The 25,050-nt window shown below is 71.6% G+C and carries 23 protein-coding genes; 12 read left to right on the top strand and 11 right to left on the bottom strand.

The genetic code is table 11. The annotated features are described in order from the left end of the window. Window positions 1-144, top strand: a complete 144-nt coding sequence (locus ACFZDI_RS08355; protein WP_391248699.1) for a hypothetical protein — start codon at window positions 1-3, stop codon at window positions 142-144. 56 nt (window positions 145-200) lie between these two features. Here ACFZDI_RS08355 and ACFZDI_RS08350 read toward each other — a convergent pair whose 3' ends face one another. Both ACFZDI_RS08350 and ACFZDI_RS08345 read right to left on the bottom strand, forming a co-directional pair. Beyond that, window positions 201-2,579 (bottom strand): glycosyl hydrolase family 65 protein, encoded by a 2,379-nt coding sequence (locus tag ACFZDI_RS08350; RefSeq protein ID WP_391248697.1) that lies wholly within the window; start codon window positions 2,577-2,579, stop codon window positions 201-203. A gap of 162 nt (window positions 2,580-2,741) precedes the next feature. After that, a complete protein-coding gene (locus ACFZDI_RS08345) occupies window positions 2,742-3,614 on the bottom strand; it encodes a universal stress protein (protein WP_391248695.1) in 873 nt (290 codons plus the stop codon). Window positions 3,615-4,251: 637 nt separating this feature from the next. Between ACFZDI_RS08345 and ACFZDI_RS08340 the strand changes: the two genes are divergently transcribed. From ACFZDI_RS08340 to hypE, 8 genes are read left to right on the top strand one after another with little or no spacing between them, the layout of a single operon-like run. Next, entirely contained in the window at window positions 4,252-5,418 is a 1,167-nt protein-coding gene (locus ACFZDI_RS08340; RefSeq protein WP_391248694.1) for a 4Fe-4S dicluster domain-containing protein, read from the top strand. After that, the gene (locus ACFZDI_RS08335) at window positions 5,415-5,873 is read left to right on the top strand and encodes a Crp/Fnr family transcriptional regulator (protein ID WP_234846226.1); all 459 of its coding nucleotides are present in this window, start codon (window positions 5,415-5,417) and stop codon (window positions 5,871-5,873) included. Before ACFZDI_RS08340 ends, ACFZDI_RS08335 begins: the two co-directional genes overlap by 4 nt. After that, on the top strand, window positions 5,870-6,688 hold the full coding sequence (locus ACFZDI_RS08330) for an FAD/NAD(P)-binding protein (RefSeq protein WP_391248692.1): 819 nt from the start codon (window positions 5,870-5,872) through the stop codon (window positions 6,686-6,688). The genes ACFZDI_RS08335 and ACFZDI_RS08330 overlap by 4 nt, the downstream gene beginning before the upstream one ends. Window position 6,689: 1 nt before the next feature. After that, complete coding sequence (locus tag ACFZDI_RS08325) at window positions 6,690-7,445, top strand: oxidoreductase (RefSeq protein WP_391248690.1); 756 nt, start codon at window positions 6,690-6,692, stop codon at window positions 7,443-7,445. After that, complete coding sequence (locus tag ACFZDI_RS08320; protein ID WP_391248688.1) at window positions 7,442-8,758, top strand: nickel-dependent hydrogenase large subunit; 1,317 nt, start codon at window positions 7,442-7,444, stop codon at window positions 8,756-8,758. The genes ACFZDI_RS08325 and ACFZDI_RS08320 overlap by 4 nt, the downstream gene beginning before the upstream one ends. 18 nt (window positions 8,759-8,776) lie before the next feature. After that, on the top strand, window positions 8,777-9,442 hold the full coding sequence (locus tag ACFZDI_RS08315; RefSeq protein WP_391248686.1) for a CBS domain-containing protein: 666 nt from the start codon (window positions 8,777-8,779) through the stop codon (window positions 9,440-9,442). Then, on the top strand, window positions 9,439-10,542 hold the full coding sequence (gene hypD / locus ACFZDI_RS08310; RefSeq protein ID WP_391248684.1) for a hydrogenase formation protein HypD: 1,104 nt from the start codon (window positions 9,439-9,441) through the stop codon (window positions 10,540-10,542). The genes ACFZDI_RS08315 and hypD overlap by 4 nt, the downstream gene beginning before the upstream one ends. Continuing rightward, window positions 10,539-11,573, top strand: coding sequence for a hydrogenase expression/formation protein HypE (gene hypE, locus ACFZDI_RS08305; RefSeq protein WP_391248682.1), 1,035 nt, complete (start codon window positions 10,539-10,541; stop codon window positions 11,571-11,573). Before hypD ends, hypE begins: the two co-directional genes overlap by 4 nt. 212 nt (window positions 11,574-11,785) lie before the next feature. Here hypE and ACFZDI_RS08300 read toward each other — a convergent pair whose 3' ends face one another. Continuing rightward, window positions 11,786-12,505, bottom strand: a complete 720-nt coding sequence (locus ACFZDI_RS08300) for a CBS domain-containing protein (RefSeq protein ID WP_234846233.1) — start codon at window positions 12,503-12,505, stop codon at window positions 11,786-11,788. Between the two features lie 221 nt (window positions 12,506-12,726). Between ACFZDI_RS08300 and ACFZDI_RS08295 the strand changes: the two genes are divergently transcribed. Continuing rightward, window positions 12,727-13,179: a universal stress protein gene (locus tag ACFZDI_RS08295; protein ID WP_234846234.1), complete on the top strand. Its 453-nt coding sequence runs from the start codon at window positions 12,727-12,729 to the stop codon at window positions 13,177-13,179. A 28-nt stretch (window positions 13,180-13,207) separates the two neighbouring features. On the opposite strand, the gene ACFZDI_RS08290 is transcribed toward ACFZDI_RS08295, so the two are convergent. After that, entirely contained in the window at window positions 13,208-13,642 is a 435-nt protein-coding gene (locus tag ACFZDI_RS08290; RefSeq protein WP_391248679.1) for a hypothetical protein, read from the bottom strand. A 59-nt stretch (window positions 13,643-13,701) separates the two neighbouring features. Here ACFZDI_RS08290 and ACFZDI_RS08285 point away from each other — a divergent pair, with 59 nt between their 5' ends. Further along, window positions 13,702-14,376: a CBS domain-containing protein gene (locus ACFZDI_RS08285; protein ID WP_391248677.1), complete on the top strand. Its 675-nt coding sequence runs from the start codon at window positions 13,702-13,704 to the stop codon at window positions 14,374-14,376. Window positions 14,377-14,668: 292 nt separating this feature from the next. Further along, complete coding sequence (locus tag ACFZDI_RS08280) at window positions 14,669-15,538, top strand: universal stress protein (RefSeq protein ID WP_391248675.1); 870 nt, start codon at window positions 14,669-14,671, stop codon at window positions 15,536-15,538. A gap of 341 nt (window positions 15,539-15,879) precedes the next feature. On the opposite strand, the gene ACFZDI_RS08275 is transcribed toward ACFZDI_RS08280, so the two are convergent. From ACFZDI_RS08275 to ACFZDI_RS08245, 7 genes are all read right to left on the bottom strand, one after another. Continuing rightward, on the bottom strand, window positions 15,880-17,037 hold the full coding sequence (locus tag ACFZDI_RS08275; protein WP_391248673.1) for an acetate/propionate family kinase: 1,158 nt from the start codon (window positions 17,035-17,037) through the stop codon (window positions 15,880-15,882). 537 nt (window positions 17,038-17,574) lie between these two features. Then, window positions 17,575-19,728 carry an FUSC family protein gene (locus tag ACFZDI_RS08270; RefSeq protein ID WP_391248672.1) on the bottom strand — a complete coding sequence of 718 codons (2,154 nt, stop codon included), beginning with the start codon at window positions 19,726-19,728 and terminating at the stop codon, window positions 17,575-17,577. A gap of 610 nt (window positions 19,729-20,338) precedes the next feature. Continuing rightward, complete coding sequence (locus ACFZDI_RS08265) at window positions 20,339-21,472, bottom strand: hypothetical protein (protein WP_391248669.1); 1,134 nt, start codon at window positions 21,470-21,472, stop codon at window positions 20,339-20,341. A 314-nt stretch (window positions 21,473-21,786) separates the two neighbouring features. After that, window positions 21,787-22,179 carry a DUF2267 domain-containing protein gene (locus ACFZDI_RS08260; protein WP_391248668.1) on the bottom strand — a complete coding sequence of 131 codons (393 nt, stop codon included), beginning with the start codon at window positions 22,177-22,179 and terminating at the stop codon, window positions 21,787-21,789. 276 nt (window positions 22,180-22,455) lie between these two features. Continuing rightward, the gene (locus tag ACFZDI_RS08255; protein WP_391249501.1) at window positions 22,456-22,953 is read right to left on the bottom strand and encodes an Hsp20 family protein; all 498 of its coding nucleotides are present in this window, start codon (window positions 22,951-22,953) and stop codon (window positions 22,456-22,458) included. 47 nt (window positions 22,954-23,000) lie between these two features. Beyond that, window positions 23,001-24,782: an FAD-dependent oxidoreductase gene (locus ACFZDI_RS08250; RefSeq protein WP_391248666.1), complete on the bottom strand. Its 1,782-nt coding sequence runs from the start codon at window positions 24,780-24,782 to the stop codon at window positions 23,001-23,003. After that, a complete protein-coding gene (locus ACFZDI_RS08245) occupies window positions 24,782-25,045 on the bottom strand; it encodes a UBP-type zinc finger domain-containing protein (RefSeq protein ID WP_234846244.1) in 264 nt (87 codons plus the stop codon). The genes ACFZDI_RS08250 and ACFZDI_RS08245 overlap by 1 nt, the downstream gene beginning before the upstream one ends. Window positions 25,046-25,050 lie beyond the last annotated feature (5 nt).

Below are 25,050 nucleotides of genomic sequence, written 5' to 3'. Positions count from 1 at the left end.
ATGCCCCCGCACGAGGGCCGTTCGGCACTGTCGTGGGCACCTGTCCCCGCCCAGGTCGGACACGAGGAGCGGTTCCGGTACGGAAAGGTGCACGACGTGGCGGCCGACGACATCATCCAGCTGACGGGCCCCGTTCGGGCGTGACGGGCGGGGGCGGGGCTTCCCCACGCCCCCGTGAGCCCCCCGGCTGAGCGGCGAACTCACGCACGCCCGTCGGCCAGCAGCAGCCGGCTCGTCTCCCCGGGGCCGACGCAGACGGTCCGGTCCGGCAGCCGGACATCGATCGGCGGACCGCCGGACGACGGGACGGCGATCTCCAGCCGGCCGCTCTCCAGCAGCAACCGCACGCCCCAGTGCCCCTGGTACTGCAGCGAGAAGCCGTACGACGACAGCTCGGGAAGCGGCACGGGGTCCAGCCACAGCGCCCCTTGACGGGCCTCCAGCCCGGTCAGCCCGCGCTGTACCAGGTCGAGGGTGCCGGCCATCGCACCGAGGTGGATGCCCTCACCGGTGGTGCCGCCCTGGAGATCGGCCACATCCCCCCGCAGGGCCTCCTGACAGAACGACCAGGCCTCGCTGCGCCGGGCGCGGGCCAGGATCCAGCCGTGGACGAGGCCGCTGAGGGTGGAGCCGTGGCTGGTGCGGGCGAGGTAGTAGTCGACGGTCCGCGCCCAGGTCTCCCCGTCCATGCGGTAGCCCAGGCGCCGGAAGAGGCCCTGGAGCTCGTCGGGCGAGAAGAGGTAGCCGAGCATCAGTACGTCCGCCTGCTTGGAGGCTTTGTAGCGGTTCACGCTGTCGCCCTCCGCCTCCAGGATCCGGTCGAGCCGCCGGATGTCGTCGTAGCGCGTCCGGTAGCCGTCCCAGTCGAGTTCGGCCAGGTCGCCGTACCCCTCGAACTGGCTGATGACACCGTCGTGGAACGGCACGCGCAGCGTGTGGGAGACCTCCTCCCACTGCTCCGGCTCGCCGTCGTCCAGTTCGAGCCGTTCGACGAGTTCACGTCGCCGGGGTGCCGGCAGGTCGCGGAGCACCTCCAGCGCCCGGGCGAGCACCCAGGCGGCCGTCACGTTCGTGTAGGCGTTGTCCTCCAGGCCCGGCCGCTCGGCATCCGGGTACGCCTCGTGGTACTCGTCCGGGCCGACCACACCCCGAATGCTGTGCCGGCCCGACGCGGCGTCCCAGGCGGCCGAGTCGGACCAGAAGCGCGCGATCTGCACCAGCAGCTCAGCGCCCTTGGTGTGCAGGAACTCGACGTCGCCGCTGGCCTCGCAGTACTGCCACACGTTGTACGCGATCGCCGAGCCGACGTGGTGCTGGAGATGCGTGTGGTCCGGCAGCCAGCGGCCCGAGCGGGGGTTGAGGTGCAGCCGCTGGGTCTCCTCCCGTCCGTCGCTTCCGCTCTGCCAGGGGTACAGCGCCCCCCGCCGGCCGAGGGCCCGCGCGGCGGCGTGGGCCCGGTCCAGGCGCCGGTGACGGTAGTGGAGCAGGGCGCGGGACACCTCGGGGAAGTGCAGGTTCAGGTACGGCAGGACGAACAGTTCGTCCCAGAAGACGTGCCCGCGGTAGGCCTCGCCGTGAAGCCCGCGGGCCGGCACGCCCACGTCCAGCTCGGCGGTGTGCGGGGAGAGGGTCTGCAGCACGTGGAACAGGTGCAGGCGCAGGATGGCACCCGCTTCTCCGGGGACGTCGATCCCGGCCCGGCGCCAGAGCTGGTCCCAGGCCGTCAGATGCGACTTCAGCATGGTCTCGAAGCCCGGCGCCGCGCTCACCCGGTCGACCGCGGTCTGCAGCGGGTCGCTGATCGCGGGGTCGCGCGAGGTGTGCAGGGCCACCGTCTTGTCGACGGCGACCGTGCGCCCCGGTTCCAGGACCAGACGTACTCCCTGCACCGCACGGGGGTGCTCGTGGGCCTCGGTGACGGGCGCGCCACAAGTCAGCCGGGCCGCCATGCCGATCCGGATGTCCGAGGTGCGGGTACGGCAGCGCAACCACACGGTGCCGGGCGAGGCGGTGCCGGTGTGCACATGGGTCAGATGGCGTCCCTCGAGACCCCGGTAGCGCTGCACGCCGCTGTTGGTCACTCCCCCGTCCAGCGCCGCCTCCACCTCCAGCTCCGCCGGTTCTCCCTCCACCGTGAACTCGGTGCGCAGGACCGCGAGGTAGGGATCGGCCATGTGTACGAGCCGCTGCTGGCGTACGGACAACACCCGTCCGGTGTCCAGGCCGTAACGGGTCACGCGTTCCAGGACCCCCGCGCCCAGGTTCAGAGCCTGCCGGTGCGCGAGCACCGGCGCGGAGTCCGGCGTGAGCCACGCACCGCCCGGCCGGCGGAAGCGGAGCGGCAACCAGTTCGGCAGGTTGACCATGTCCTCGTTCTCGACCCGGCGTCCGGCGACCACCGAGGTGAGCCGGTTGTAGCAGCCGGCCGCGTAGGTGCCCGGATAGTGCACGTCGTCGGCGGCACACTCCGGCAGGGCGCCGCGTGTGGCGAAACGACCGTTGCCCAGCGTGCACAGCGACTCCCGCAGCCGTTCGTCCGCCGGGTCGTATCCCTCGTACTCCCAGGTCCAGGCCGTCATGCAGCTGCCCCCTTCGCGGCTGGGAGGGTCGGTGATCCGGTGTGAGCCTCCTGCGGACCAGTGTGGCCCGGCGCGAGCGGCGCCCCGGCGTCTCCCGACACGAGCCAGGTCGTGTCGGGGACGCCGGGGCGCACACGCGCGGGTCTCGGGCCGCCCGGCGCGTCAGACGCGCTGCGGGACGACGGCGACGGGGCAGGCCGCGTGGTGCAGCAGGGTGTGGCTCACCCGGCCGAGCTGGAGGCCGAAGTGGCCGGACCGGCGCCGTGTGCCGACGACCACCAGGTCGGCAGCCTCCGAGCGGTCGACCAGCACCCTGCGGGCCGGCCCCTCGATCGTCACCCGGTTCACCCGTACGGCCTCATGATCGGCCGCCGCATCGGCGACCAGCGCATCGACCAGGTCGGAGGCCTGCGCCTCGTGGTCCGCGCTCTCCTCGGCGGGAGCCGGCTGGTCGCCGCTCTCGTGCGAGGGACGACGCCAGGCCCGGACGACGTCGAGTACGCATCCACGCGCCTCGGCCTCCCGGAAGGCGAACCGGACGGCCTCGTGGCTCGTGTCGGGGTCTCCGGCACCGAGCAGGACCCGGCCGTGAGTCCCCCCGAGGCCTGCCTTGTCGCCCCGGACCACGATGACCGGGCAGTACGCGCGCGCCGCGACAGCGAGGCCCACCGAGCCGAGCAGGGCTCCCTTGAGCTCTCCACGGCCGCGCGATCCGGTCACCAGGGCGGAGGCGTTGTCGCCCTCGCTCAGGAGGGCGGACACCGCTTCGGCGGCCACCGCCTCGGCCGACACCTTCAGATCGGGGTTGAGCCGTCGGACGCGTTCCTCGGCGGAGGCCACGATGTGCTGCGCCATCACCCGCTCCGACGGCCGCTGCACACTCAGAGACGGCAGCGCACCCTCGTATCGCTCCCACAGGGAGCCGTGGACCAGACGCAACGACAGGCCGTGGCGTGCGGCCTCATCCACCGCCCAGTCGACGGCGAGGATGCTGCCGTCGGACCCGTCGACGCCGACGACCAGGGGCAGTTCCATGATTCCACCGCCAATCCTTCGTGCTGCCACTCGTGCAGCAGGGCTACTACTGTCACGGTCGCGCTTCGGCGCCGTCGTCGGCAGGGGCGATTGGGCCCCGGCCGGCGCCGTTCGGCCCATCTGCCCGGCCGACCCCGTCAGCGGGGACGGTCGGCCCTTACCCGTGCGACGGCGGACGACGAGGCCGACAGGGCGGGGGAAGCGCCAGGAGACGGGGCGATCACCGTGAAGAGGATCCACGAAGCAAAGCGCCCCCGGCCGCCGCGCCGGCCGGATCCTCCCGACCTGCGCACGCCGTCGGGGCGGCCGATGCCCTGCTGAGCCCGGCCGGAAGGCCGGGGAACGGGGCCGGTCGAGGCCGACCGGCCCTACCGGACATGTCGTCCGGGTGATGTGCTGAAAGTGACGGGAAGGACGAAATGAGACGCGGCGAAGCGGCCTCGGACCGTGCACCGCGCAATCAGGATCCGCGAGAAGTGGATGTCCTTCCCGCCTCTCGTGCGCAGGGCACGGGGATCGCCGGGCCCCCGATGAGGCCGAAGGGCCCCACGAAGGTGCCCGGGCGGCCCGTGGTGCCGCGCTACCCGGGGGAACAGGCTGGCATCAGAGGGCCGAGCAAGGACGCGGAGGGGTGAGCATGACGAACAACCCGGCAACCGGCGTCCTCGACAGAGACGGACTCAGTGCCCTGATCGAGGTCCTGGCCGCGCAGGGACGAACGGTCATCGGGCCGACGGTCCGGGACGGTGCGATCGTCCTGGCCGAGATCGGCTCCGCCGATGATCTTCCGTTCGGCTGGGGCTCGGAGGTCGAAGCCGGCCGCTACCGCCTCGTGCCGCGTGCCGACGGTGCCGTGTTCGCCCATACGGCGGGCCCGCAGTCCTGGAAGACGTTCCTGCATCCGCAACGGGAGAAGCTGTGGAGCGCGGAGCGCACGCCGGACGGCGCCCTGTCGGTCACCGAGGACGACCCGGAGCAGACGTCGTACGCCTTCCTGGGCGTACGTCCCTGCGATCTGCGGGCCATCACCATCCAGGACCGTGTGCTGGCCGGCGGCCGGTACCCGGACCGGGGCTACCGGGAACGGCGAACGGGTGCCTTCCTGATCGCCGCCGAGTGCACCGAGCCCGGCGCCACCTGCTTCTGCGTCTCGATGGGCGGCGGTCCGGCAGCCGATGGTTCGGGGTTCGACCTCGCGCTGACCGAGGTCCTGGACCAGGGTGGTCACCGCTTCCTCGTCCGGGTGGGCAGTGAGGCGGGACGGGACGCCCTCGACGATGTGCCGCACGCACCGGCCGACGCGGAGACGGAGTACGCGGCCCGTGCGGCCGTGGACGCCGCCCGGGACCGGATGGGCCGGGCGATGCCGCCCGTGGACCTGCGGACGCTGATGGGCGAGAGCCTTGAGGCCGATCGCTGGGACGACGTGGCCGCCCGCTGTCTGACGTGCGGCAACTGCACCATGGTCTGCCCCACCTGCTTCTGCACCACCACCGAGGAGGTCACCGATCTCACCGGCGACCACGCCGAGCGGTGGCTGCGGTGGGACTCCTGTTTCGATGTGGCCTTCTCCCACCTCCACGGCGGGCCCGTGCGGGCGTCGGCCCGCAGCCGCTACCGGCAGTGGCTCACCCACAAGCTCTCCACCTGGTACGAGCAGTTCGGCAGCTCCGGCTGCGTGGGCTGCGGGCGCTGCGTGACCTGGTGCCCGGTCGGTATCGACATCACCGAGGAAGCCGCGGCGCTGCACGACGAACGCGCGGGCCGTCTGCGGCACGAGAAGCAGAAGGAGACGCAACGATGACCTCCACCACCACTGTCTCCGTGGGCCTCCCGGTCGAGCACCGAGACCGGCTGATGCGGCTCGCCCGTGAGGTCTCCTTCGGAGCCGGCACACGCCTCTTCGAAGAGGGCCGCCGCGCCGACCGGTTCTGGGTCATCCGGACCGGAACCGTCCTCCTCGACCTGCACGTGCCCGGCCGTGGCGCCGCCGTCATCGAGTCCCTGGGCCACGGCGAGCTGCTCGGCTGGTCCTGGCACTACCCCCCGTACGTGTGGCAGCTGGGCGCCGGGGCACTCAGCCCCGTGCGGGCCTGGGAATTCGACGCGGAGACCGTACGGGCCCTGTGCGCGCGGGATCCCGCGTTCGGTCGGTCGATCGCCACCTGGGTCGGCCGGGTCGTGACACACCGGCTGCAGGCCTCGCGCATCCGTCTGCTCGACCTGTACGCCCCGTACGGGAGCGGGAGCCGGGCATGAGCGACGTCCCCGTCCCCCACCTGGTGACCGGCATGCGGCGCGAAACGGCCGACACGGTCAGTCTCACGCTGACGCCCGCCGGGCAGGAGGCTCTCGAGCCCTTCGCGCCGGGCCAGTTCGCCATGGTGTACGCCTTCGGGGTCGGGGAGATCCCCGTCTCGGTGTCCCGCGTCGGACGCCGGGAACTCGTCCACACGATCCGCTCCGTGGGCGCGGTCTCGGCGGCCTTGTGCGCGCTCCGGCCGGGCTCCCAGGTGGGTCTGCGTGGCCCCTTCGGTACCGGCTGGGAGCTGGAGCGGGCGGCCGGTCAGGACGTCGTGGCGGTGACGGGCGGCATCGGCCTGGCCCCCCTGCGGCCCCTCGTCCTCGCCGCGCGGGCGGCCCACCGGGCATATGGGCGGCTGAACCTGCTCGTCGGATCGCGCACGTTCGAAGACCTTCTGTATGCCGATCAGGTTCGGGCCTGGGCGGAATCGCACGGGCCGCTGCTCTGCCGGGCCACCGTAGATCGCCCGTCCCCCGGCTGGTGGGGCCACGTCGGTCTCGTCACGACGCTGCTGAACAGCGCGCGCTTCGTGCCGGAGAACACCACGGCGTACGTGTGCGGGCCCGAGGTCATGATCCGTGCCACCGCCCGCGACCTGCTGCACCGGGGCGTGCGCGCGGACCGCATCCGGGTCTCGCTGGAACGCAACATGCGCTGCGCCACCGGGCACTGCGGTCACTGCCAGCTCGGTGGGGTGCTGATGTGCCGCGACGGTCCCGTGATCGGCTGGGACCGGGCCGCCTCCCTGCTCATGGTGAGGGAGTTGTGACATGTCCGTGCCGACGCTCGCTGTGTTCAAGCTCGCGTCCTGTGACGGCTGCCAGCTGACCCTCCTGGACTGCGAGGACGAGCTCCTCACGCTCGCCGGGGAGGTGCGCATCGCACACTTCCTGGAGGCGTCGAGCGCGGTGACGCCCGGCCCGTACGACCTCGCCCTCGTGGAGGGCTCGGTCACCACACCCGCCGACGCGGAACGGGTCCGGGAGATCCGCGCGCAGTCCCGCCACCTGGTGACCATCGGCGCGTGTGCCACCGCCGGCGGAATCCAGGCGCTGCGGAACTTCGCGGACGTCGAGGAGTTCACCCGCGCCGTGTACGCCCGGCCCGACTACATCGACGTCCTCGCCACCTCGACACCGGTCTCGGACCATGTGGACGTCGACTTCGAGCTGCGCGGCTGCCCCATCGACCGCAAGCAGCTTCTCGAGGTGATCACCGCCTACCTGGCCGGCCGCAAGCCGGACATCCCCGATCACAGCGTGTGCTTCGCCTGCAAGCGTCGCGGCACCGTGTGCGTCACCGTGGCCCACGGCACCCCCTGCCTCGGCCCCGTCACGCACGCGGGATGCGGGGCGATCTGCCCGGCGTACGGGCGCGGATGCTACGGCTGTTTCGGTCCGTCGGGGTCGCCGAACCTTCGTGCTCTGATTTCGCTGCTGCATCGTGACGGCATGGACGACCGAGCGGTCGAGCGCCTCCTGCGCACCTTCAACGCCCCCGCCTTCGACAAGGAGGTGCGGTCATGACCCACCGCGGTTCCCGCGTCCTGCGCGTCGGCTCACTCGCCCGCGTGGAGGGGGAAGGCTCCCTGCATCTACGCGTCGCGGGCCGCAGGGTGGAGGAGGCGCAGCTGCGGATCTACGAACCGCCGCGCTTCTTCGAGGCGTTCCTGCGCGGCCGCGCCCACACCGAGCCGCCCGACATCACCGCCCGGGTGTGCGGGATCTGCCCCGTGGCCTACCAGATGAGCGCCTGCCGGGCGATCGAGGACGCCTGCGGCGTCACGGTCGACCGTCCGCTGCGCGACCTGCGCAGGATGCTGTACTGCGGCGAATGGATCGAGAGCCACGCCCTGCACATCTACCTCCTGCACGCCCCGGACTTCCTCGGCTGCGACAGCGCCGTCGACCTGGCCCGCACCCGGCGCGCGGCCGTCGAGCGGGGGCTGCGGCTGAAGCAGGCGGGCAACGCCATCCTCGAACTGCTCGGGGGGCGTGCGATCCATCCGGTGAACGTCCGGCTGGGCGGCTTCCACCGGGTGCCCGCGCATGATGAACTCAGGCCCTTGCAGGAGAAGTTGCGGCGGGCCGCCGAAGACGCCTGGGAGACGGTCGGCCTGGTCGCGGGGTTCGACTTCCCGGACACCTCCCTCGACGCCGACTTCCTGGCTCTCTCCTCTCCCACGACGTACGCCATCGAGGACGGCACCCCTGCCGTGCTGCGCACCGATGGCGCTCGCCGCCACTTCCGGCCCAGTGCTTTCCCCGACCATGTCCGCGAGGAGCAGGTGCCGCACTCGACCGCCCTGCACTCCCGTCTGGACGGGCGGCGCCACCTCACGGGGCCCCTCGCCCGGTTCGCGATCAGCGGCGACTCGCTGTCGCCCACCGCTCGGGAAGCGGTCCGCGAGGCCGGACTCGACACCGTGTGCCGCAACCCCTACCGCTCGGTGCTCGTCCGGGCCGTGGAGGTCGTGTACGCGATCGACGAGGCCCTGCGCATCATCGCCGCCTACGAGCCCCCGGCCCGCCCTCACGTCGACGTACAGCCTCGCGCGGGCACCGGACACGGCATCACCGAGGCACCGCGCGGCCTGCTCTACCACCGCTACCGGCTGGACCCCGAGGGCACGGTCACCGACGCGTGCCTGGTGCCGCCCACCGCACAGAACCAGGGCGCCATCGAGGACGACCTGGTCCGGATCGTCGAGCGGACGCTCGCCGAGGGTGATCCCACCGACGAGGAACTGACGCGTCTGTGCGAACGGGCCATCCGCAACCACGACCCGTGCATCTCGTGCTCCGCTCACTTCCTCGACCTGACCATCGACCGCGCCTGACGCCCCGAGGAGGACACCATGCGCATCAGTCCGCACATCGTCAGCGACGTCATGACCCACACCGTCGTGGCGGTGGGCCGTGACGCCCCGTTCAAGGATGTCGTCAAGCTCATGCAGGAGTGGAAGGTCAGCGCCCTTCCCGTGCTGGAGGGCGAGGGCCGGGTGATCGGCGTCGTGTCCGAGGCCGATCTGCTGGTCAAGGAGGAGTTCCGCGACAGTGACCCCGACCGGTTGACTCAGATGCGTCGTCTGTCCGACCTGGCCAAGGCGGGAGGCATGACCGCCGCGGATGTGATGAGCGCCCCGGCCGTCACGGTGCATCCGGACGCCACACTCGCACAGGCGGCCCGCGTCATGGCCCAGCGCAAGGTCAAGCGGCTGCCAGTCGTCAATGACGAGGGTCTCCTGGAGGGCGTGGTCAGCCGGGCCGACCTGCTCAAGGTCTTCCTGCGGCCCGACGACGAGATCGCCGAGGAGATCCGCCGGGAGATCCTTACTCCCCTCTTCCCCAAGACACCGGAACCGGTGCTGGTGGACGTCGCCGACGGCGTCGTCACCCTCACCGGGCGGGTCGGGGACGCGTCGCTGGTACCCATCGCCGCCCGCTTGGTGCGTTCCGTCGAGGGCGTCGTCGACGTCGACATGGCCCTGTCCGGCGGGATGCGCGTGAGGGACCCCGGATGAAGTACCTCGACGAATATCGTGACCCGACGCTCGCCCGGCAGCTGCTCGACGAGTTGGGGCGTACCGCGACGGCGCCCTGGCGGATCATGGAGGTCTGCGGCGGGCAGACGCACACGCTGGTCCGTCAGGGCATCGACGAACTGCTGCCCGCCGGCATCCGCATGATCCACGGTCCCGGCTGCCCCGTGTGCGTCACCCCGCTGCAGACCCTGGACCGTGCGATGGCCATCGCCGCCCGTCCCGGCGTCGTTCTCACCAGCTTCGGCGACATGCTGCGAGTGCCCGGTACGGACACCGACCTGCTGTCGCTGCGGGCGCGCGGTGCGGACGTACGGGTCGTGTACACACCGATGGACGCGGTACGCATCGCCCGGGACCTCCCGGACCGTCAGGTCGTCTTCCTCGCGGTCGGGTTCGAGACCACCGCCCCCGCGAACGCCATGGCGGTCCTGCACGCCGCGCGCCTGGGACTGCCCAACTTCTCGATATTGGTCAGTCATGTCCTGGTGCCGCCCGCCATGACCGCCCTGCTGGACGACCCCGACTGCGAGGTGCAGGCCTTCCTCGCGGCGGGTCACGTGTGCGCGGTGATGGGCTGGCGCGAGTACGAGCCGATCGCCGACCGCTACCGCGTACCGATCGTGGTGACCGGCTTCGAACCGCTCGACCTGCTGGAGGGCGTCCTCATGGCGGTGCGCCAACTGGAGCAGGGCCGCTGGGAGGTCGAGAACCAGTACGTGCGGGCCGTACGCCGCTCGGGCAACACCGGGGCCCAGGAGGCCGTACGCACCGTGTTCCGCGTCACCGACCGCGCCTGGCGGGGCATCGGCGAGCTGCCCGACAGCGGCCTGGAACTCACCGAGGAGTACGCGACCTTCGACGCCGCGCGACGGTTCGACGTCGGCGGACTGCACGCCGTCGAGGACCCGGAGTGCATCGCCGGTGCCGTGCTCACCGGTGCCCGTCTGCCCACCGACTGCCCCGCCTACGGCACCCGCTGCACGCCTCGCCACCCGCTCGGCGCCCCGATGGTCTCCGCCGAGGGAACCTGTGCCGCCTTCCACGCCGCCGGCCGCACGAAGGAAGTGCTTCCGTCATGACCCTCGCCTGCCCCGCTCCCCACCACGAGGACGACGTGGTGCTGCTCGGTCACGGCGCGGGAGGGCGATTGACCGCCGAACTCCTCGACGCACTGGTGCTGCCCGCCCTCGGCGGGCAGGACGGTCCGCTGGAGGACGCAGCCCTGCTGCCCGGCCGTCCGGACCTGGTGATCAGCACCGACAGTTTCGTCGTCAGCCCGCTGTTCTTTCCCGGTGGCGACATCGGCTCCCTCGCCGTGCACGGCACGGTCAACGATCTGGCGATGCGCGGAGCGCGGCCGATCGCCCTCTCCGTGGCCCTGATCATCGAAGAAGGCCTGCCGCTGGAGGAGTTGCGGAGGGTCGTGTCCTCGATCGGCAAGGCAGCCCGTGAAGCCGGCGTGCCGGTCGTCACCGGCGACACCAAGGTCGTGGGCCGTGGCGCTGTGGACAAGGTCTTCGTCAACACCACGGGGATCGGGCAGCGGCATCCGGCCCTGCGCCCGTCCGCCGCGCTCGCCCGCCCACGGGACGCCGTGCTGCTGTCCGGCCCCGTCGGGCTCCACGGCACGACGGTGCTGTCCACCCGTGAGGGACTCGGTTTCGAGAGTGACATCGCCTCCGACAGCCGCCCCCTGCACCGCGTCGTCGAGGCCCTGGCACCCCTCGGTGAGCAGGTGCACTGCCTGCGCGATCCGACCAGGGGCGGACTGGCGGCGGCACTGAACGAAATCGCCCGGGACTCGCGCGTCCCGGTGGAGATCGACGAGAGCGTCCTTCCGGTCCCCCGCGCCGTCGCCGCGGCCTGCGATCTGCTCGGTCTCGACCCCCTTGTCGTCGCCAACGAGGGCTGCCTCGTGGCCTTCGTCGCCCCGTCGGCCGCTGACGAGGCGCTCGCCGCGCTGCGATCGCTGCCCGAGGGCCGGGAGGCGGTGCGGATCGGCGAGGTGGTTTCACAGGGTTCGGCAGGCCGGGTCACCCTGCGCACCCTCGTCGGTGCCCGGCGTGTGGTGGAGATGCCGCTGGGCGAGCAACTCCCGCGCATCTGCTGAGAGGGAGCGCCCCGCCGGCACGAACGTATCCTTGTCGGGGTCGACGCCCGGCAGTTCGGTCCGTACGACGTACGTGCCGTCCCCCAGATGCTCCTCGACACCGATGCCGTGCAGCCCGGGGCGACGTGCGCCCCCGGGAGCCCCCGTCTCCTCACCCAGGGCCGAAGGGGCCACGAAGCAGGGGCTGACCGGCACCTCCTGCTCGCCGATGCTCACGAACGGGGCTGAGGCGCGGCCCGTCGGGCTTCCTCCTCCTGAACGAGGTCCGGTTCGAGGGCCGGGCGGTGTGGAGGCCCCGTGAGCTCGCTGCGGACGTCCACCACACCCTCGACGGACCGCACCAGACGCACGGCCAGCGGTACGACGGAGGTGTCCCGGACGCGTCCGGTGAGCGTGACGACGCCTTGGTGGACGTCGACGTCGATCGACTCGATCCCGTCCGGCAGCCGACCGGCGAGGACTTCGCGCCGGACCTCCTCCTTGATGTCCGTGTCCGGCCGGAGGAACACCCGGAGCAGATCCGACCGGCTGACGATGCCACGGAGCACGCCGTCGTCGTCGACGACGGGCAGCCGTTTGACCTTGCGCCGGGCCATCACACGGGCGGCCTGGCCGAGTGGGGCGTCGGGATGAACGGTGACGGCCGGGGAGGTCATCAGGTCGGCCGCGGTGACGGCCCCGGCCTTGTGCAGGCCTGCCGGAGGCCGGGCCCGTGGCCCCCGCTCGGGGGCGCTGTCACGGAACTCCTCCTTGCGGAGCAGGTCGGCCTCCGACACGACGCCGACCACGTGGTGGCCTGCGTCGACGACGGGCAGGGCACTGACACGCCGCCCTTCCATGGCCCGCACGATCTCCTTGAAGGCAGCGCCCGCGGCCGAAGCGACGACGGTGCGGGTCATCACATCGCTCACTGTGTAGACCGAACCGTGCATGACGTCCTCCCACCTTGTGCGACAACACTTCGCGACCCTTTCCAGCCTCGCCCATGCGCTCCGTGCCGTCATGGGCCGAACGGCCCGGCCCGGGTCATGACTCCACCGGACCGAGGGGGGAAACAGGCCGGTCGGCCCTAGCCCTCGTCACTCCGGCGGGGCGACGCTGGGAGGTGTCAGGCGGCGAATCCATGCGGGGGCGACTGCTGAGTGAGGCGACCATGGAATCCTCGGAGCGGATACCACGGCTGATCGTGGGTGTGGACGGGTCTCCCTCCTCCCACGCCGCGCTGCGGTGGGCCGAGCGCTACGCCCGCATGGTCGGAGGCGTGGTGGAGGCGATCCACGCCTGGGACACTCCGTCCGCCCGGGGCTACAGCGGACCGGCGATCGATCCCGACTTCGATCTCCAGCAGGCGCGGGAACGCTTCGCGGAGGAGTTGCGCACCGTCTTCCCGGGTGAGCGTCCGGCACGTCTGCGGGAGCACCTGGTCGAAGGCGATCCCTCGGAGGTGCTGATCCAGACTTCGGAAGGTGCCGAACTCCTCGTCGTGGGCCGCCGGGGCCGGGGCGCGTTCGCCCGGGCGATGCTCGGTTCCGTGAGCCAGCGCTGTGCCCAGCACGCGGCCTGCCCCGTTGTGGTGGTCGGCCAGCAGGCGGATCCCGCGCACTGACCGTGTGGGCGGGGCACGGCCCGGTGCGTCATGGGAAGGCCGCGTGGTTCTCGTGCTCGCCGGTCGCGACCAGGGTGGCCTCGGGGAGTGCGATGTCACCGAGCAGACGCCCCGCGGCTTTCGACTCCGCCGTGATGGCGGTCTCGATGATGCCGGCGCCCGCGCTGCTCAGCCGCAGCAGCGTCACCGCGTCCGCCGCCCCCGTGGGCTCCTTGATGAGGGACGCGATCGGGGTGGCCGCCGGGGCGGCGCTGTCGACACCCCAGCGGTGGCCGAAGAGCCAGGTGTTCTCGTCGTCGTCGATCCGCGTGACGACAGGAGACCGTGCCCTGCCCGGTGGGCAGCCCGCCCCCGCGCCAGGGACCGAAGGTCCCTCCGATCGGGGACGTGCAGCCCCCGCGTTCTGTCCGAAGGCCCCCAGCCCACAGGCACAGCCGGGTGCAACCTGAAGGTGAGAAGCCACGCCCGGGACCGACGGCCGAAGCGCATCACGGTCGGTCGTGGACCGAAAGGAGGCGCGTCATGCAGCACCGCACGATCGGAGAGCTGATGACTCGTGGCGTCGTACGGGTACGACCGGACACACCGTTCAAAAAGGTCGTCGGACTGCTGGCCGACCACGACGTGACGGCCCTGCCCGTGGTCGACGACCTCGATCAGCCGGTAGGAGTGGTGTCGGAGGCCGACCTGCTCCGCACGGTGGCGGCGCACCCGGACCCCAACGGGTGGCCGTCAGTCGCGGGCCACTCCGACGGGACCCTTCTCCAGGACGACGGCACCACGGCCGGGGAACTGATGACGGCTCCCGCGGTCTGCGCGCGCCCGGGGTGGACGGTTGTCGAGGCGGCGCGCCTGATGGACGGCAAGGGTGTCAAGCGACTGCCCGTGATCGACGAGGCGGGCACGCTGGTCGGCATCGTCAGCAGGGGTGATCTCCTGCGGGTCTTCCTGCGCCGGGACGAGGCGCTTCGTGACGAGATCACCCGTGACGTCCTGAACCGGACTCTCGGCCTCGCCCCCAACGACGTGGCGGTCGATGTGCACGAGGGCAGGGTGAGTTTGAAGGGCAGTGTGGAATCCGGTCGGCTCATCCACGTCATCGAGCGGCTGTGCCGCGGTGTCGACGGCGTGGTGTCCGTGGAGGCGGACCTGACCGGCCCGGTCGACGGAGCACCAGAAGCCGGTCGGACCGGCTGAATCCTGCCTGCCGGGCCGAGGTGGGCCACCAGGTCCTGTGCCGGGTCTGCAACGCACGGGGCGAGCCGCTCGACGGAAGGTCCGCTGACACCGGACGGCACCTCGGTCACCCGTCGGCTCACCTAGGCGTCGCGATCCGCCCGACATGCGCCGTCGCGGCGATTGGGGTACTCCTCGAAGGAGAGACCGCGCTGCTCGGCATGCCGGCGACGTCCGGACCACCCACTCGGCCGGACTCGTCCCACCGTCATCCCCGTCAATCCCAGCTTCGTACGAGACGGAGGCCGCCGCCATGCAACCAGTCGTCACCGTGGGCCTCGACGGCACACCCGAGAGCCTTGCCGCAGCCCGCTGGGCCGCCGACGAGGCCGAGAAGCGCGAACTCGCCCTGCGTCTGCTGCACGCATGGCCGCTGCTGGCACCGGAACCGACCCGCGTCCCCGCAGAAGTCGATCAGAACTACTGGGCGAAGCGTCTGGTCCAGACCGCGAGCTCAGAGCTCCAAGCACGCCACCCGGGCCTGTCCGTCCTTGAGAACCTGGTGGCCGGCGACGCCCAGCACGCTCTGCTGCAAGCGGCATCCGAGTCCGAGATGACGGTGCTCGGTTCCAGAGGGCTGGAGCCCGTCGAGAGCTACTTCCTGGGTGACGTCAGCATGCCCGTCGTGGCACGGGCCGAGCGGCCGGTCGTCCTGGTCCGCGCCGAGACCGCGGAGGACGGGACACCCCCGGCATCCGCGAGCCATGTGGTCGTGGCCCTGAAGCTGCACGGCTCCTCCGACGACCTGCTCGACTTCGCCTTCCGCACGGCCGCGGCCAGAGGCGTCCCCCTCCTGGCGGTCCACGGGCGCACCGTGCCGCTCCATGCCCGCGTACCGTGGGGTGTGGACCACGACGTCAGCGAGGAGCTCACACGGGACGCGCAGAAGCAGCTGAGCAAGGCGCTGCACCCCTGGCGCGAGAAGTACCCCCAGGTGGACGTGTCCGACAGCATCCGCCTGACAAGCCCCGCCAAGGCCGTCGTACAGAACGCGCAGAGCGCTGCACTCCTGGTCGTGGGCCGACGCAAGCACCGTCCTGGCACAGGGCCCCACCTGGGCCCGGTGGCGCAGGCGGCCATTCATCACGGGCAATGCCCCGTCGCTGTCGTTCCGCACGACTGAGACCGGCCGGCCTCCGCGGGAAATCCGTGGAAGGGACGGCTTGCCTGCCGTCGCGCGGCAGGCGGCGGCCGAAGCCGGGGTGATCGGACGGCCGGGGTCGGGGTCGGCGAGCGCCGGGGCCTACAACGTCTCCGGCGAACTGCGCGCTGCGGCCGCGCCCGTGGAGCTCGACCACGACGTGATCCGCCGCCCCGGCACCGACAACCGGCACCGGCGGTCACACCGTGGTGACCGGGGCCGCCCGCTGGCACCAGGCGCTTCGTCAGGTTCTGGATCTGCTGGTCGGCAGGGGACGGCTGGGTCCGCCCGACCTCCTGAGCGGTTCGGGTTACTGGTGACAGCTACCGCGTCCCGTCAGCAAGACCGAGTACCCGTCGGGTCTCGGCGGCGATCTGCCGTGTCTCGCCGGTGGCGACCACGAGGACCGGGACGCCTCGCCCCGCCCGATCGATGCGTCGGAGGCCTTCCCGCATCAGATCTTCCAGTTCGGGGACGAGCAGCCCGCCTCGTACACCGAGAACGGGCAGGGCCGAGCAGATCTCCTCGCGTACCTCGGGTTGGTCCTCACCGATCTCCCCGGTGAAGACCAGCGCGTCCAGCCGGTCCAGCGAGGCGGCCATCGAGGCGATGCCCCTGCGGCAGCTGAGTGTGAACGTCGCCAGCGCCAACGCGGCTGCGGCATCACCCTCCACGCGGGCGCGCACCAGGTCCCGGGTGTCTCCCGAGGTACCGGAGAGGCCGAGCAGACCGGAACGCCGGTGGAGTGCGTCATCCAATTCGTCCGCGCTCAGACCGTGCCGCCGTTGCAGCCACAGCAGCGCGCCGGGGTCGAGGCTGCCGCTGCGTCGGCTCATCACCAGGCCTTCCAGCGGAGTGAGGCCCATGGTGGTGTCCACGCTGCGTCCGTTCCGGACGGCGCAGGCCGAGCAGCCGCCGCCCAGGTGCACGAGCACGACCTGGAGGTTGTCGACGGGGCGGCCCAGGGCCTGCGCCGTCCTCCGCAGTGCCCACGCGTAGGAAAGCCCGTGGAAGCCGTACCGGCGCAGCTCGTAGTCGGCTCGCCATCGCTCCGGCACGGCGTACGTGCGCGCCTGCGCCGGCAGATCCTTGTGGAAGACAGTGTCGAAGCAGGCGACTTGAGGAACGTCGGGCAGGAGTTCTCGTGCGGCGTCGACCGCCTGAAGGGCAGGGGTCACGTGCAGCGGCGCGAGATCGGCGGCATCCGCCAGCAGAGCCCGTACGCGTGTGTCGATCAGTGTATGTCCGCTCAGGTGCGGACCGCTGTGGACGATGCGGTGACCAACCGCCGCGGGAGCGGGCACCTCGCTGAGGAAGTTCCCCAGGTCCGCCGCCGCAGCGGGCCCCGGGGGCTCCGAGGAGTCCCGATCCGCCACCCGTTCACCGTCCGCCGCGAACAGAGCGATGTGAAGGCTCGAAGAGCCGGCGTCGAGGACCAGTACGTGGCCATCACGGCTCTCGTCGGAGCGGTCAGCACGCATCACACACCTCCAGTGCACCTGCGTCCTCCGGCACGGTGCGCCCGCCACGGAGTGCGACCCTGTGCCGAGGGTCGGCCTCGGTGGGAACCGGGTACCGACGACGTTTCGGCGGCGTCGGACACGTCGACCTGTTTCTTTCGCCGCCAAGGGCGACTTCGGTGTCCGTCTGCCGGCGGATGCCCCCGGCGGTGCGGTGGCGCGGTTCCTCCCGCAGGCCGGAGGCGAGGGCCCGGGCCGGGTCGCAGGGCACCCCCCGGGCTGGCGCCAGGACGGGCCGCGGGCTCCTGCCGTGCGTGTCCGCGTCGGGCTGCCTCATAACCGTTGTCCTGCCGCCTGGTAGGCCTCGGTGATGTCGCGCCCCGCCGCTCTCCTCAGGCTGCCATCACAGGGAGGGATCCGCTCGTCCATCCGATCGGCAGCACGCCACGCCCGCGGGCCGGGGCACTCCTGGCATGCTGATGAGGGCGAGACTGCTTCCCGCTCCAGGAGGCGCGGCGCTCCCGGTCGCCGAAGCCGTCACCCACCCCGGTGCGCGGCTCACGATCCGTCACCTTCAGCCGCGGCCGCCCGCACCCGTTGCTCCTCGCGCACGGAGCTGACGTCCTGTTCCAGGGGTGTGCGGCTCACTGCCGCCGCGAGGTCCTCCAGGGCCCGCTTCTGCAGTTGCGCCCCGCGTCGCAGCACCGGGCTCCGGTCCCCGGCCGTGCCCTCCCACGCGTGGAGCGCCTCCTCCACCCGTCGTCCCCAGTCCGGATTCCTGTGCTCGCGCACATCGTCTGCCGCCTGCGCGGTGTCCGCCTCCAGGGCCTCGGCCAGCCGCTCCGCCTCCGGGGCGACACGGCTGTCGGCCCGCGGGACGTGGCTCTCCATGAGCATCGCCGCCCGGTCAAGTCCCTTGAGCGCCTCCTGTGCCTCCTCCGCCTCGCGCGATGTCAGGCCTCTGGGGCCGACCGGTTCCTGCCTCGCCTGGTCGTAGGCCTCCTGCCAGGCGGCACGTGCCTCCCTGCTTGCCAGCAGGGCCCTGCGCATGTCGGCGCGATGCTCCCGGGTCGGTTCGGCGTAGCTGCGGAGCACTGCGGCCGCGTAGCGGCCGTCGGCGGCGAGCCAGTCCGCGAGCCGGCCCGGCAGCCGGGGGGTCTCCCATGCGGGGAACACCACGTACGCCAGCATGGCCAGGGCACCGCCGAGCAGGGTGAGCACCACCCGCTCCGGGACCGTCTGCTCCCATGTCTGGCCGCCCATGCCGAGCAGGAAGACGACGTACGCGGCAGTGAAGCACTGGGAGTAGGCGTAGCCGGTACGGAGCAGCGTGTACGACAGGCCCGCCGCGACCACCGCGAGCGCGCCGAACACCTGGGCGTCCGGGCCCAGGGCCCGCACCATACCGGTGGCGAGCGCGACCCCCGCCAGGGTCCCGGCGAGACGGCCCACCGCACGCGCGTACGTCCGGTGGAAGTCCGGCCGCATCACCATCACCGAGGCGATGGGCGCCCAGTAGCCGTGTTCCAGGGGGAGCCGGGACGCGATGAGGTAGCCGAGCGTGGCCACCGCCGCCAGGCGGACGGCGTGCCGGAACACGGGCGAGTCCCGGCGGAGCTCACGGCGGACCGCCCGGAGGGCGACCGGGAGCAGCCTGAACATGGTCGGGCGCACCAGGAACTGGGCGCTCGCGGGGCCGGGCGGTGCAGGCGCCTTGGCGCGCGCTCCGCCGCTCCCGGCGATTTCCAGCGCCTCGGCGAGCAGTTCCACGAGCCGTTCGGCGGCCTGCCGGGCGGGCCCCTCCAGCACCTCGTCCTCCTCGTCGACGCGCAGGGCGTCCGCGCTCCGTGGCGGTATCTCGGCGGGAGTGCCGCGGCGGATCGAACGGGCGGCCGCGTCCAGGACGTCGGCGGCCGCACCGAGCAACTCCCGTGCTCGGTCCCGCCCGGGTCCCTCCGCCGGGGCGCCGACGTCCGGATCGGCGAGCGCGGCGACGACCGGCAGAATGCGCTCTGCGAGGCCCCGGGGGCCGTGGAGGACGGGGGGCCGGGTGCGGGCCTGTGAGGGCGTCACGGCGGCCGCGTCCCGGGCCGTCATCAGCGGCTCCGGGTCGAACGGCTCGATCGGGTCGTGCCGCAGCCGGCGGGCGTGGTCGGCCACGGCGGCCAGCGCGTCGGCCAGCGCGTCACGGTGCGCCCCCCAGCGGCGAATCGGGAACAGCAGGATCAGCAGGGCCTGCGCCACGCCTCCGAGCGCGATGACCCCGGCGTGTTCGAGGGCCCGCCCGACGCTCGTGGGCAGGGTGATGGTCACCAGCATGCTGCCGACCGTCGTCGCTGCGACGATCCCGGCGGTCGATCCGAGGGCCCACGCCATCCCCGCGGCAAAGGCCCATACGGCCAGCAGCGGGAGGAACGTCACGAGTCGCCCCGCCGCGAGGTAGCCCACGAAGGTGCTGAGGGCCAGACCCGCGCCCGCGCCGAGCGCGATCACCTTGCGCGGACGCCAGGTGCGCTGGAAGGTGGCAGCACCCGCGGAATAGGCACCGAGGGCAGCGGACGCCGCGTACGCAGGGGAGACCAGCCACAGCGCCGGTCCGATGACGAGCGCCACCCCGACAGCCGTCCGCAGCGCGAGCAGGGGCTCCAGCCGCGTCTCCTCGACCGTGAGCCCGGAGCGCGCGACCTCCCCGAAGGTCCGCAGCCACCTCACGGTGTGAGCCCGATCGGCACGCGCTGCCGGGTCGCGGCGGCCTGGTCGAGGCGGGGCCGCCGGGCGAGGAAGCCTCCCGCCGGGCCCAGGAAATGAGCACCGGTGCATTGGCGACACATCAGCATGCGGCCTCACCAGTCCCAGGATCTGCCTCGCACCGTACGCCCGGCGGGCTCTTCGCCTCCGGCTGGGCGAGGCATGCGGGGCCGCGGGCCGTCCTACCGGACCGAACTCCGGCGGTCACCGCTCAGCCTCTGCCGGAACCAGGGTGACTGCCACGCGTCACCCGGGACCGGTCCGCGGAGACAGACGGGCGGCGGTCCCTGGTTCCTCTCGCTTGCTGCCGTTCCCGTGTCCGTTCGGATGCAGGTCCCGGGCGTCGAACGAGGAGGGTGTGGGATGCGGTCCGTGGCTCTGCATGTCTCTGCGGGTCGTTCACCCGGCTCAGGTGCAACGGCGCGGCCGACGGCTTGCGATGCGGAGTACCGGCGGCGTGCCGCCCGGGTCCCCGTTGACCCTCGACGCGAAACGAGCATGCGCGCAACGATCAGCGAGAACTTCGCATCCGGACGACCACCGACGACCACCGCGTCCGCGGCTCGGACCCCGGCTAGTCGTCGTGGTCGTTCTGAAGTTGGCGGCGACGTTCCTGTTCGCGCTTGGAGTAGGCGGCCGCCCGGATCGCCTCGTCGCTCTCCAAGCCTGATCCCAACGCGCCGCCCACGGTGGCGACCGAAGCGACGAACCAGGCCAGCGTCAAGTACTCCCCCGCGTGCAGTGGAGTTCGTGTCATGGAAGAGAACGCTTGGCCGTTGAGGATGAACAGCGCCCACACCAAATTGATGACCATCAAACCCACGTAGCAGACGAGCACGCCGATACCCACGGTCACGACCGTCGAGGCGTTGTACAGCCGCGCCCTCTGCTTCGCCTCCGGCGAGCTCTCCGGTGATCGATGCCAGAGCTCCGCGTCTATGATCAGCCAGCCGATCATGATCGCGACAGATCCGACCGTGGCGATCACGAGGCGTGGCGTGCTGAGGGACGTGGCCAGGCTCCAGACGGTGGAGTTCACGGTGGCGACCGCTCCCGTGGCGAGTGCGGCCGCCAGGGCTTTCGACAAGCCCGGCACCAACCGCCACGGCCGATTGGCGCGGACCATACCGGCGAGCACCCGCAGGTAACCGCGCGGCCCGCTGACGACGTACCGAAGATCGTCGGTCTCCTTCTCATCGGGTCGGCCCTGGCGCGGGCCCGGATGAGAAGGGGCGAGACGGTGGACGGAGGGCCCGGGAAGTGGCTGACTCCGCGAAGTTCCTTCGGCGCCATCGGTGTGCGGACTCGCCATGCCGAGCACGGCTTCTTCGACGGCCCGCCGGGCCCTCGTCTGCAGCCGCAGGCCCCCCAGTGAAGGAAGAGAGAGCAGCGCCAAGCCGTGTTCGTGATTCAGATCCACAGCGAGCTTGCGCCCGTGTGAATGCAGCGGAAGGTCGGTGAGAGCCACGACGATGTCCCAGTTCTCCGCACTCCCACGGTCCTTGATCCTGCGCATCAAGGTGGGCGGGTCCTCCGTCCCCGAGGTGAAGGGCTCACTGACCACCTCGACCTCGAACCGTCGCCCCTGGCCGGACATGTCGGTGAGCCGATCAGGAAGCGTCCGGGCCAAGCGCTGCGCTATGGCCGTCGGCGCGTCCGGATCCGCCAGGAGAGCCACGACCGTCACGCCCTGGGACGACACCTGCATGACCGGACCCTCCTCATCGGCTGCCCCGCCGGTGCCGAGTGCCCACAGACGCCGCCGCGGTAACGTCCACGTCACGTGACACGTCGGCCTCCGCCTGCGGGTGCGGCACGGCCGGATCTCCCGAGCACACACCGCACGCCGCGCCACCTGCCACCCCGCTTCGGTATCCGTCCGAGAGCCGGAATCCTGATCCGTGATCGCACGAGCATGGCCTCCTCCACCGGGGTCACGGCAGGGCGCGGCAAGCGAGTCCGGCACCCGGGATGTGAGGTGCTGTCATTCGCCTGCGCTCACGTCCTGGGCGCCTCACGGGCTCAGTCCGCGAGATCGGCCTTGCCGAACAGGACCGCGTAACTGGAGGGGAGTTGGCTGATGATCTGATTCAGTTCTCCGCCGGTGACAGCGTCGGCAACGGTGGTCAGGACGGCGCTGGCGTCCCACTGCGCAGTACGCGGCCGGGCACCGGTGCGCTCGGCGACCCGGCGGTAGAACTCTTCGATCCCGAAGCTCTGCGCCTGCTGCGGCGTGGCATGGTCCAGGACCTGTCCCAGCGGGCCGGGCAGCTGGGATGCGAGGTCCTTGACCTCTCCCGGGCTGATCCGCTGGGCCAGCACTTCCAGCACAGCGTTGGTGACGTCCGCGGCTTCGCTCTGGTCCTTGTACTCGCCTCGCTCGCGTACGTGGGCGAGGAACCCGTCGTATTTCATCGCTGCCTCCTTCTGCCGCGGTCACCGCTGGTCATGGGAATCGCCCGGTGCGCTGTCGGGTCGGCCGCGTCCGTCCGTCGGCGCGTAGCTGCCGCCGGCAGGGCTGCACGGGGGACGTGACAGGCCGGCATGAGCCCTGTCCCCATCCTCCATGAGGGCGACGCCATGCTCTGGCGCCGCGCGCGTGGGTGCGGAGCAGAGGGAAGCTAGCGTTGTCGACCCTCGCCGGTCCGGCCGCGGTTCCGGGCGGGTGTCCGCAACCGCGGGGTTCGCGTATCAGCCGCTGCTCCCGGTGTTTTCGCCGGTCTCGCTGATCTCGACGTGCCGAGGCTTGGCGACCTCGGCCTTGGGGACGGTGATGGTGAGCACCCCGTCCGACATCTGCGCACTGATCTTTTCGGTGTCGACCTCTCCGGGCAGCCGCAGCCGGTACTCGAAGGCTCCGGTGCGGCGGGTGCTCCGGCGCAGGACGCCTTTGCGTTCCTTCTCCTTGATCTCTCCGGTGACCACCACCTCCTGGCCGTTCGCTTCGATGTCGATGTCCTTGCTCTTGACGCCGGGGAGTTCGATCTCGACGTGGAAGGCGTCGTCGGACTCCGTGACATCCGCCAGGGGCGTCCACGCGACGGCGGTCGCCGCGCCTCCCACCGTGGATTCGATCAGCCCGCTCATCTCGCTGAGCAGTTGGTCGAACTCCGTCAGCGGATTGCGTGCCCAGCCAAGCGGCCTGGCCTGCATGGCGGCACCTCGGTGGTGCCGGACGGGCGTGGCCATTGCCATCGCCTCCCTCTCCTTTGCGTGATCTCGTCGCCCGCTGGGTGTCATCCGAGCCAAGCGGACTCCTTCGGACGGGTGTGCGGGGAGCTGTCGGTGCCGCCGGGCGCGGCCGAGTGACCCAGGTAGCGGTGCACGAAGTGGATGCTCATCGCGCCTTCGCCGACCGCGGAGGCCACGCGTTTCACCGAGCCGCTGCGGACGTCGCCGGCGGCGAATACGCCAGGCAGGCTGGTCTCCAGCGTCAGGCAGTCGCGGCCCTGGCTCTGCCACAGCCCGGGGGCGGAACAGGCCTGCGCCTCCGCCCCGGTGAGCACGAAGCCGCGCGCGTCGAGGGCGAGCGCGTCGGACAGCCACTGGGTGTGGGGCTCGGCGCCGGTGAAGACGAACAGGGCCCGCACCGCGAGCTGCCGATGCTCGCCCGTACGGTGGTCGACCACGGTGACCGCCTCCAGCACCTTGTCGCCGAGTGCCTCGGTCACCTCGGTGCGCAGCAGCACGCGCACCCGCGGATGGCGCTCGACCTGATCGATCAGGTAGCGGGACATGTGTGCCTCGAGGCTCGGCCCGCGGACTAGCAGATACACCTGCGGTGCGTACCCGGCCAGGAAGAGTACGGCCTGGCCCGCGGAGTTGCCGCCGCCGACGACGGCCACCGGGTCGGTGCGGCACTGCTGGGCTTCGTAGACGGTCGCCGAGTAGTGGACGCTCGTTCCCTCCAGGCGTTCGATGCCGGGCACGTGGAGGCGGCGGTAGCGGGCGCCGGTGGCCAGGACGACGGTGCGGGCGGTGATCTCGCTGCCGTCGTCGAACCCGACGGCGTAGTGGCCGTCCCGCGGTTCGAGGCGGGCCGCCTCCGCCGGGACGCTGATCCGGGCGCCGAACTTGTCGGCCTGGAGCACGGCGCGGTCGGTGAGTTCGGCGCCGGAGATGCCGGAGGGGAAGCCGAGCAGATTCTCGATGCGGGACGACGTCCCGGCCTGGCCGCCGCTGGCCATGGCCTCGACCACGGTCGTGTCCAGACCCTCCGAGGCGGCGTTCACCGCGGCGGCGAGGCCGGCGGGTCCGGAGCCGACGATCAGCAGATCGCCGTGATGATTTCCCGCAGGCAGCGAGGGCAGGCCCATGAGCCGGGCCAGTTCCGCGTTGCTGGGGTTGCGCAACAGAGTGGTGTCCCGCCAGATGACGAGCGGTGTCTCCTCCGGGCCTACGCCGAAGCGGCGCAGCAGCTCCTCGGCCTCCTCATCGGTCTCCAGATCGATCCAGCGGTACGGCAGCCGGTTGCGGGCGGCGAACTCACGCAGCCGCCGGGTGTCGGGCGAATAGCGCGAGCCGACGATGCGGAAACCGGCGCCCTGCCCGACGAGCAGGGCACGGCGGCCGAGGCAGGCGCGCAGCACCAGGTCGCCGAGGACGGAGTCCCGGGTCACCAGGTCACGCAGCTGATCCATGGACAGGGCGAGGACCTCTCCGGGGTCCCTGACCGTAGCGGTGTAGAACGCCACCTGGCCCTTCAGGAGGCCGAGTTCGCCGATGAAGCGGCCGGGGCCGTGCACACGCAGCAGACGTTCGTCGGGCGTGCCGTAGTCCTCTACGATGGCGACCGAGCCGCTGAGGACGACGTAGAACGTCTCGCATCGCTCCCCCTCCCGGATCAGCACATCGCCGGTGTCGGCTGTGCGCCGCCGGCCACGCTGCGCCAGGCGGTCGATCTGGTCCTCCGGCAGGCGCGGATAGGCGCCGTAGATGTCGGCGGTCTCGAAGGGGACGCTCTCCTCGGTCTCGTCCGGCACCTGCGCTGCGCTTGGCCGCGTCTCGTCGCCGGACATCACACGAACGCCTCATGGACGAAGCACCATCGCCAGTCCTCGCCGGGCTCCAGCGACGCCGCGATCGGATGGCCGTCGGTGGCGGCGTGACGGCGCGCGTGCCGGTTCGGCGAGGAATCGCAGCAGCCGACGTGGCCGCAGGTCAGGCAGAGCCTCAGGTGGACCCACGGGGAGCCCAGCAGCAGACACTCCTGACACCCTTCGGGGGTCAGTGGCTGGACCGGCCGGACCAGCGCGAGGTGGGGGTCGGTTCGTACGGTCATGGCTG

The sequence above is a fragment of the Streptomyces sp. NPDC007907 genome, assembly GCF_042959365.1.
GTDB lineage: Bacteria > Actinomycetota > Actinomycetes > Streptomycetales > Streptomycetaceae > Streptomyces > Streptomyces indiaensis.
Note: the sequence above shows the minus strand (reverse complement) of the source record. Positions and strands in the feature narration are given on the sequence as shown.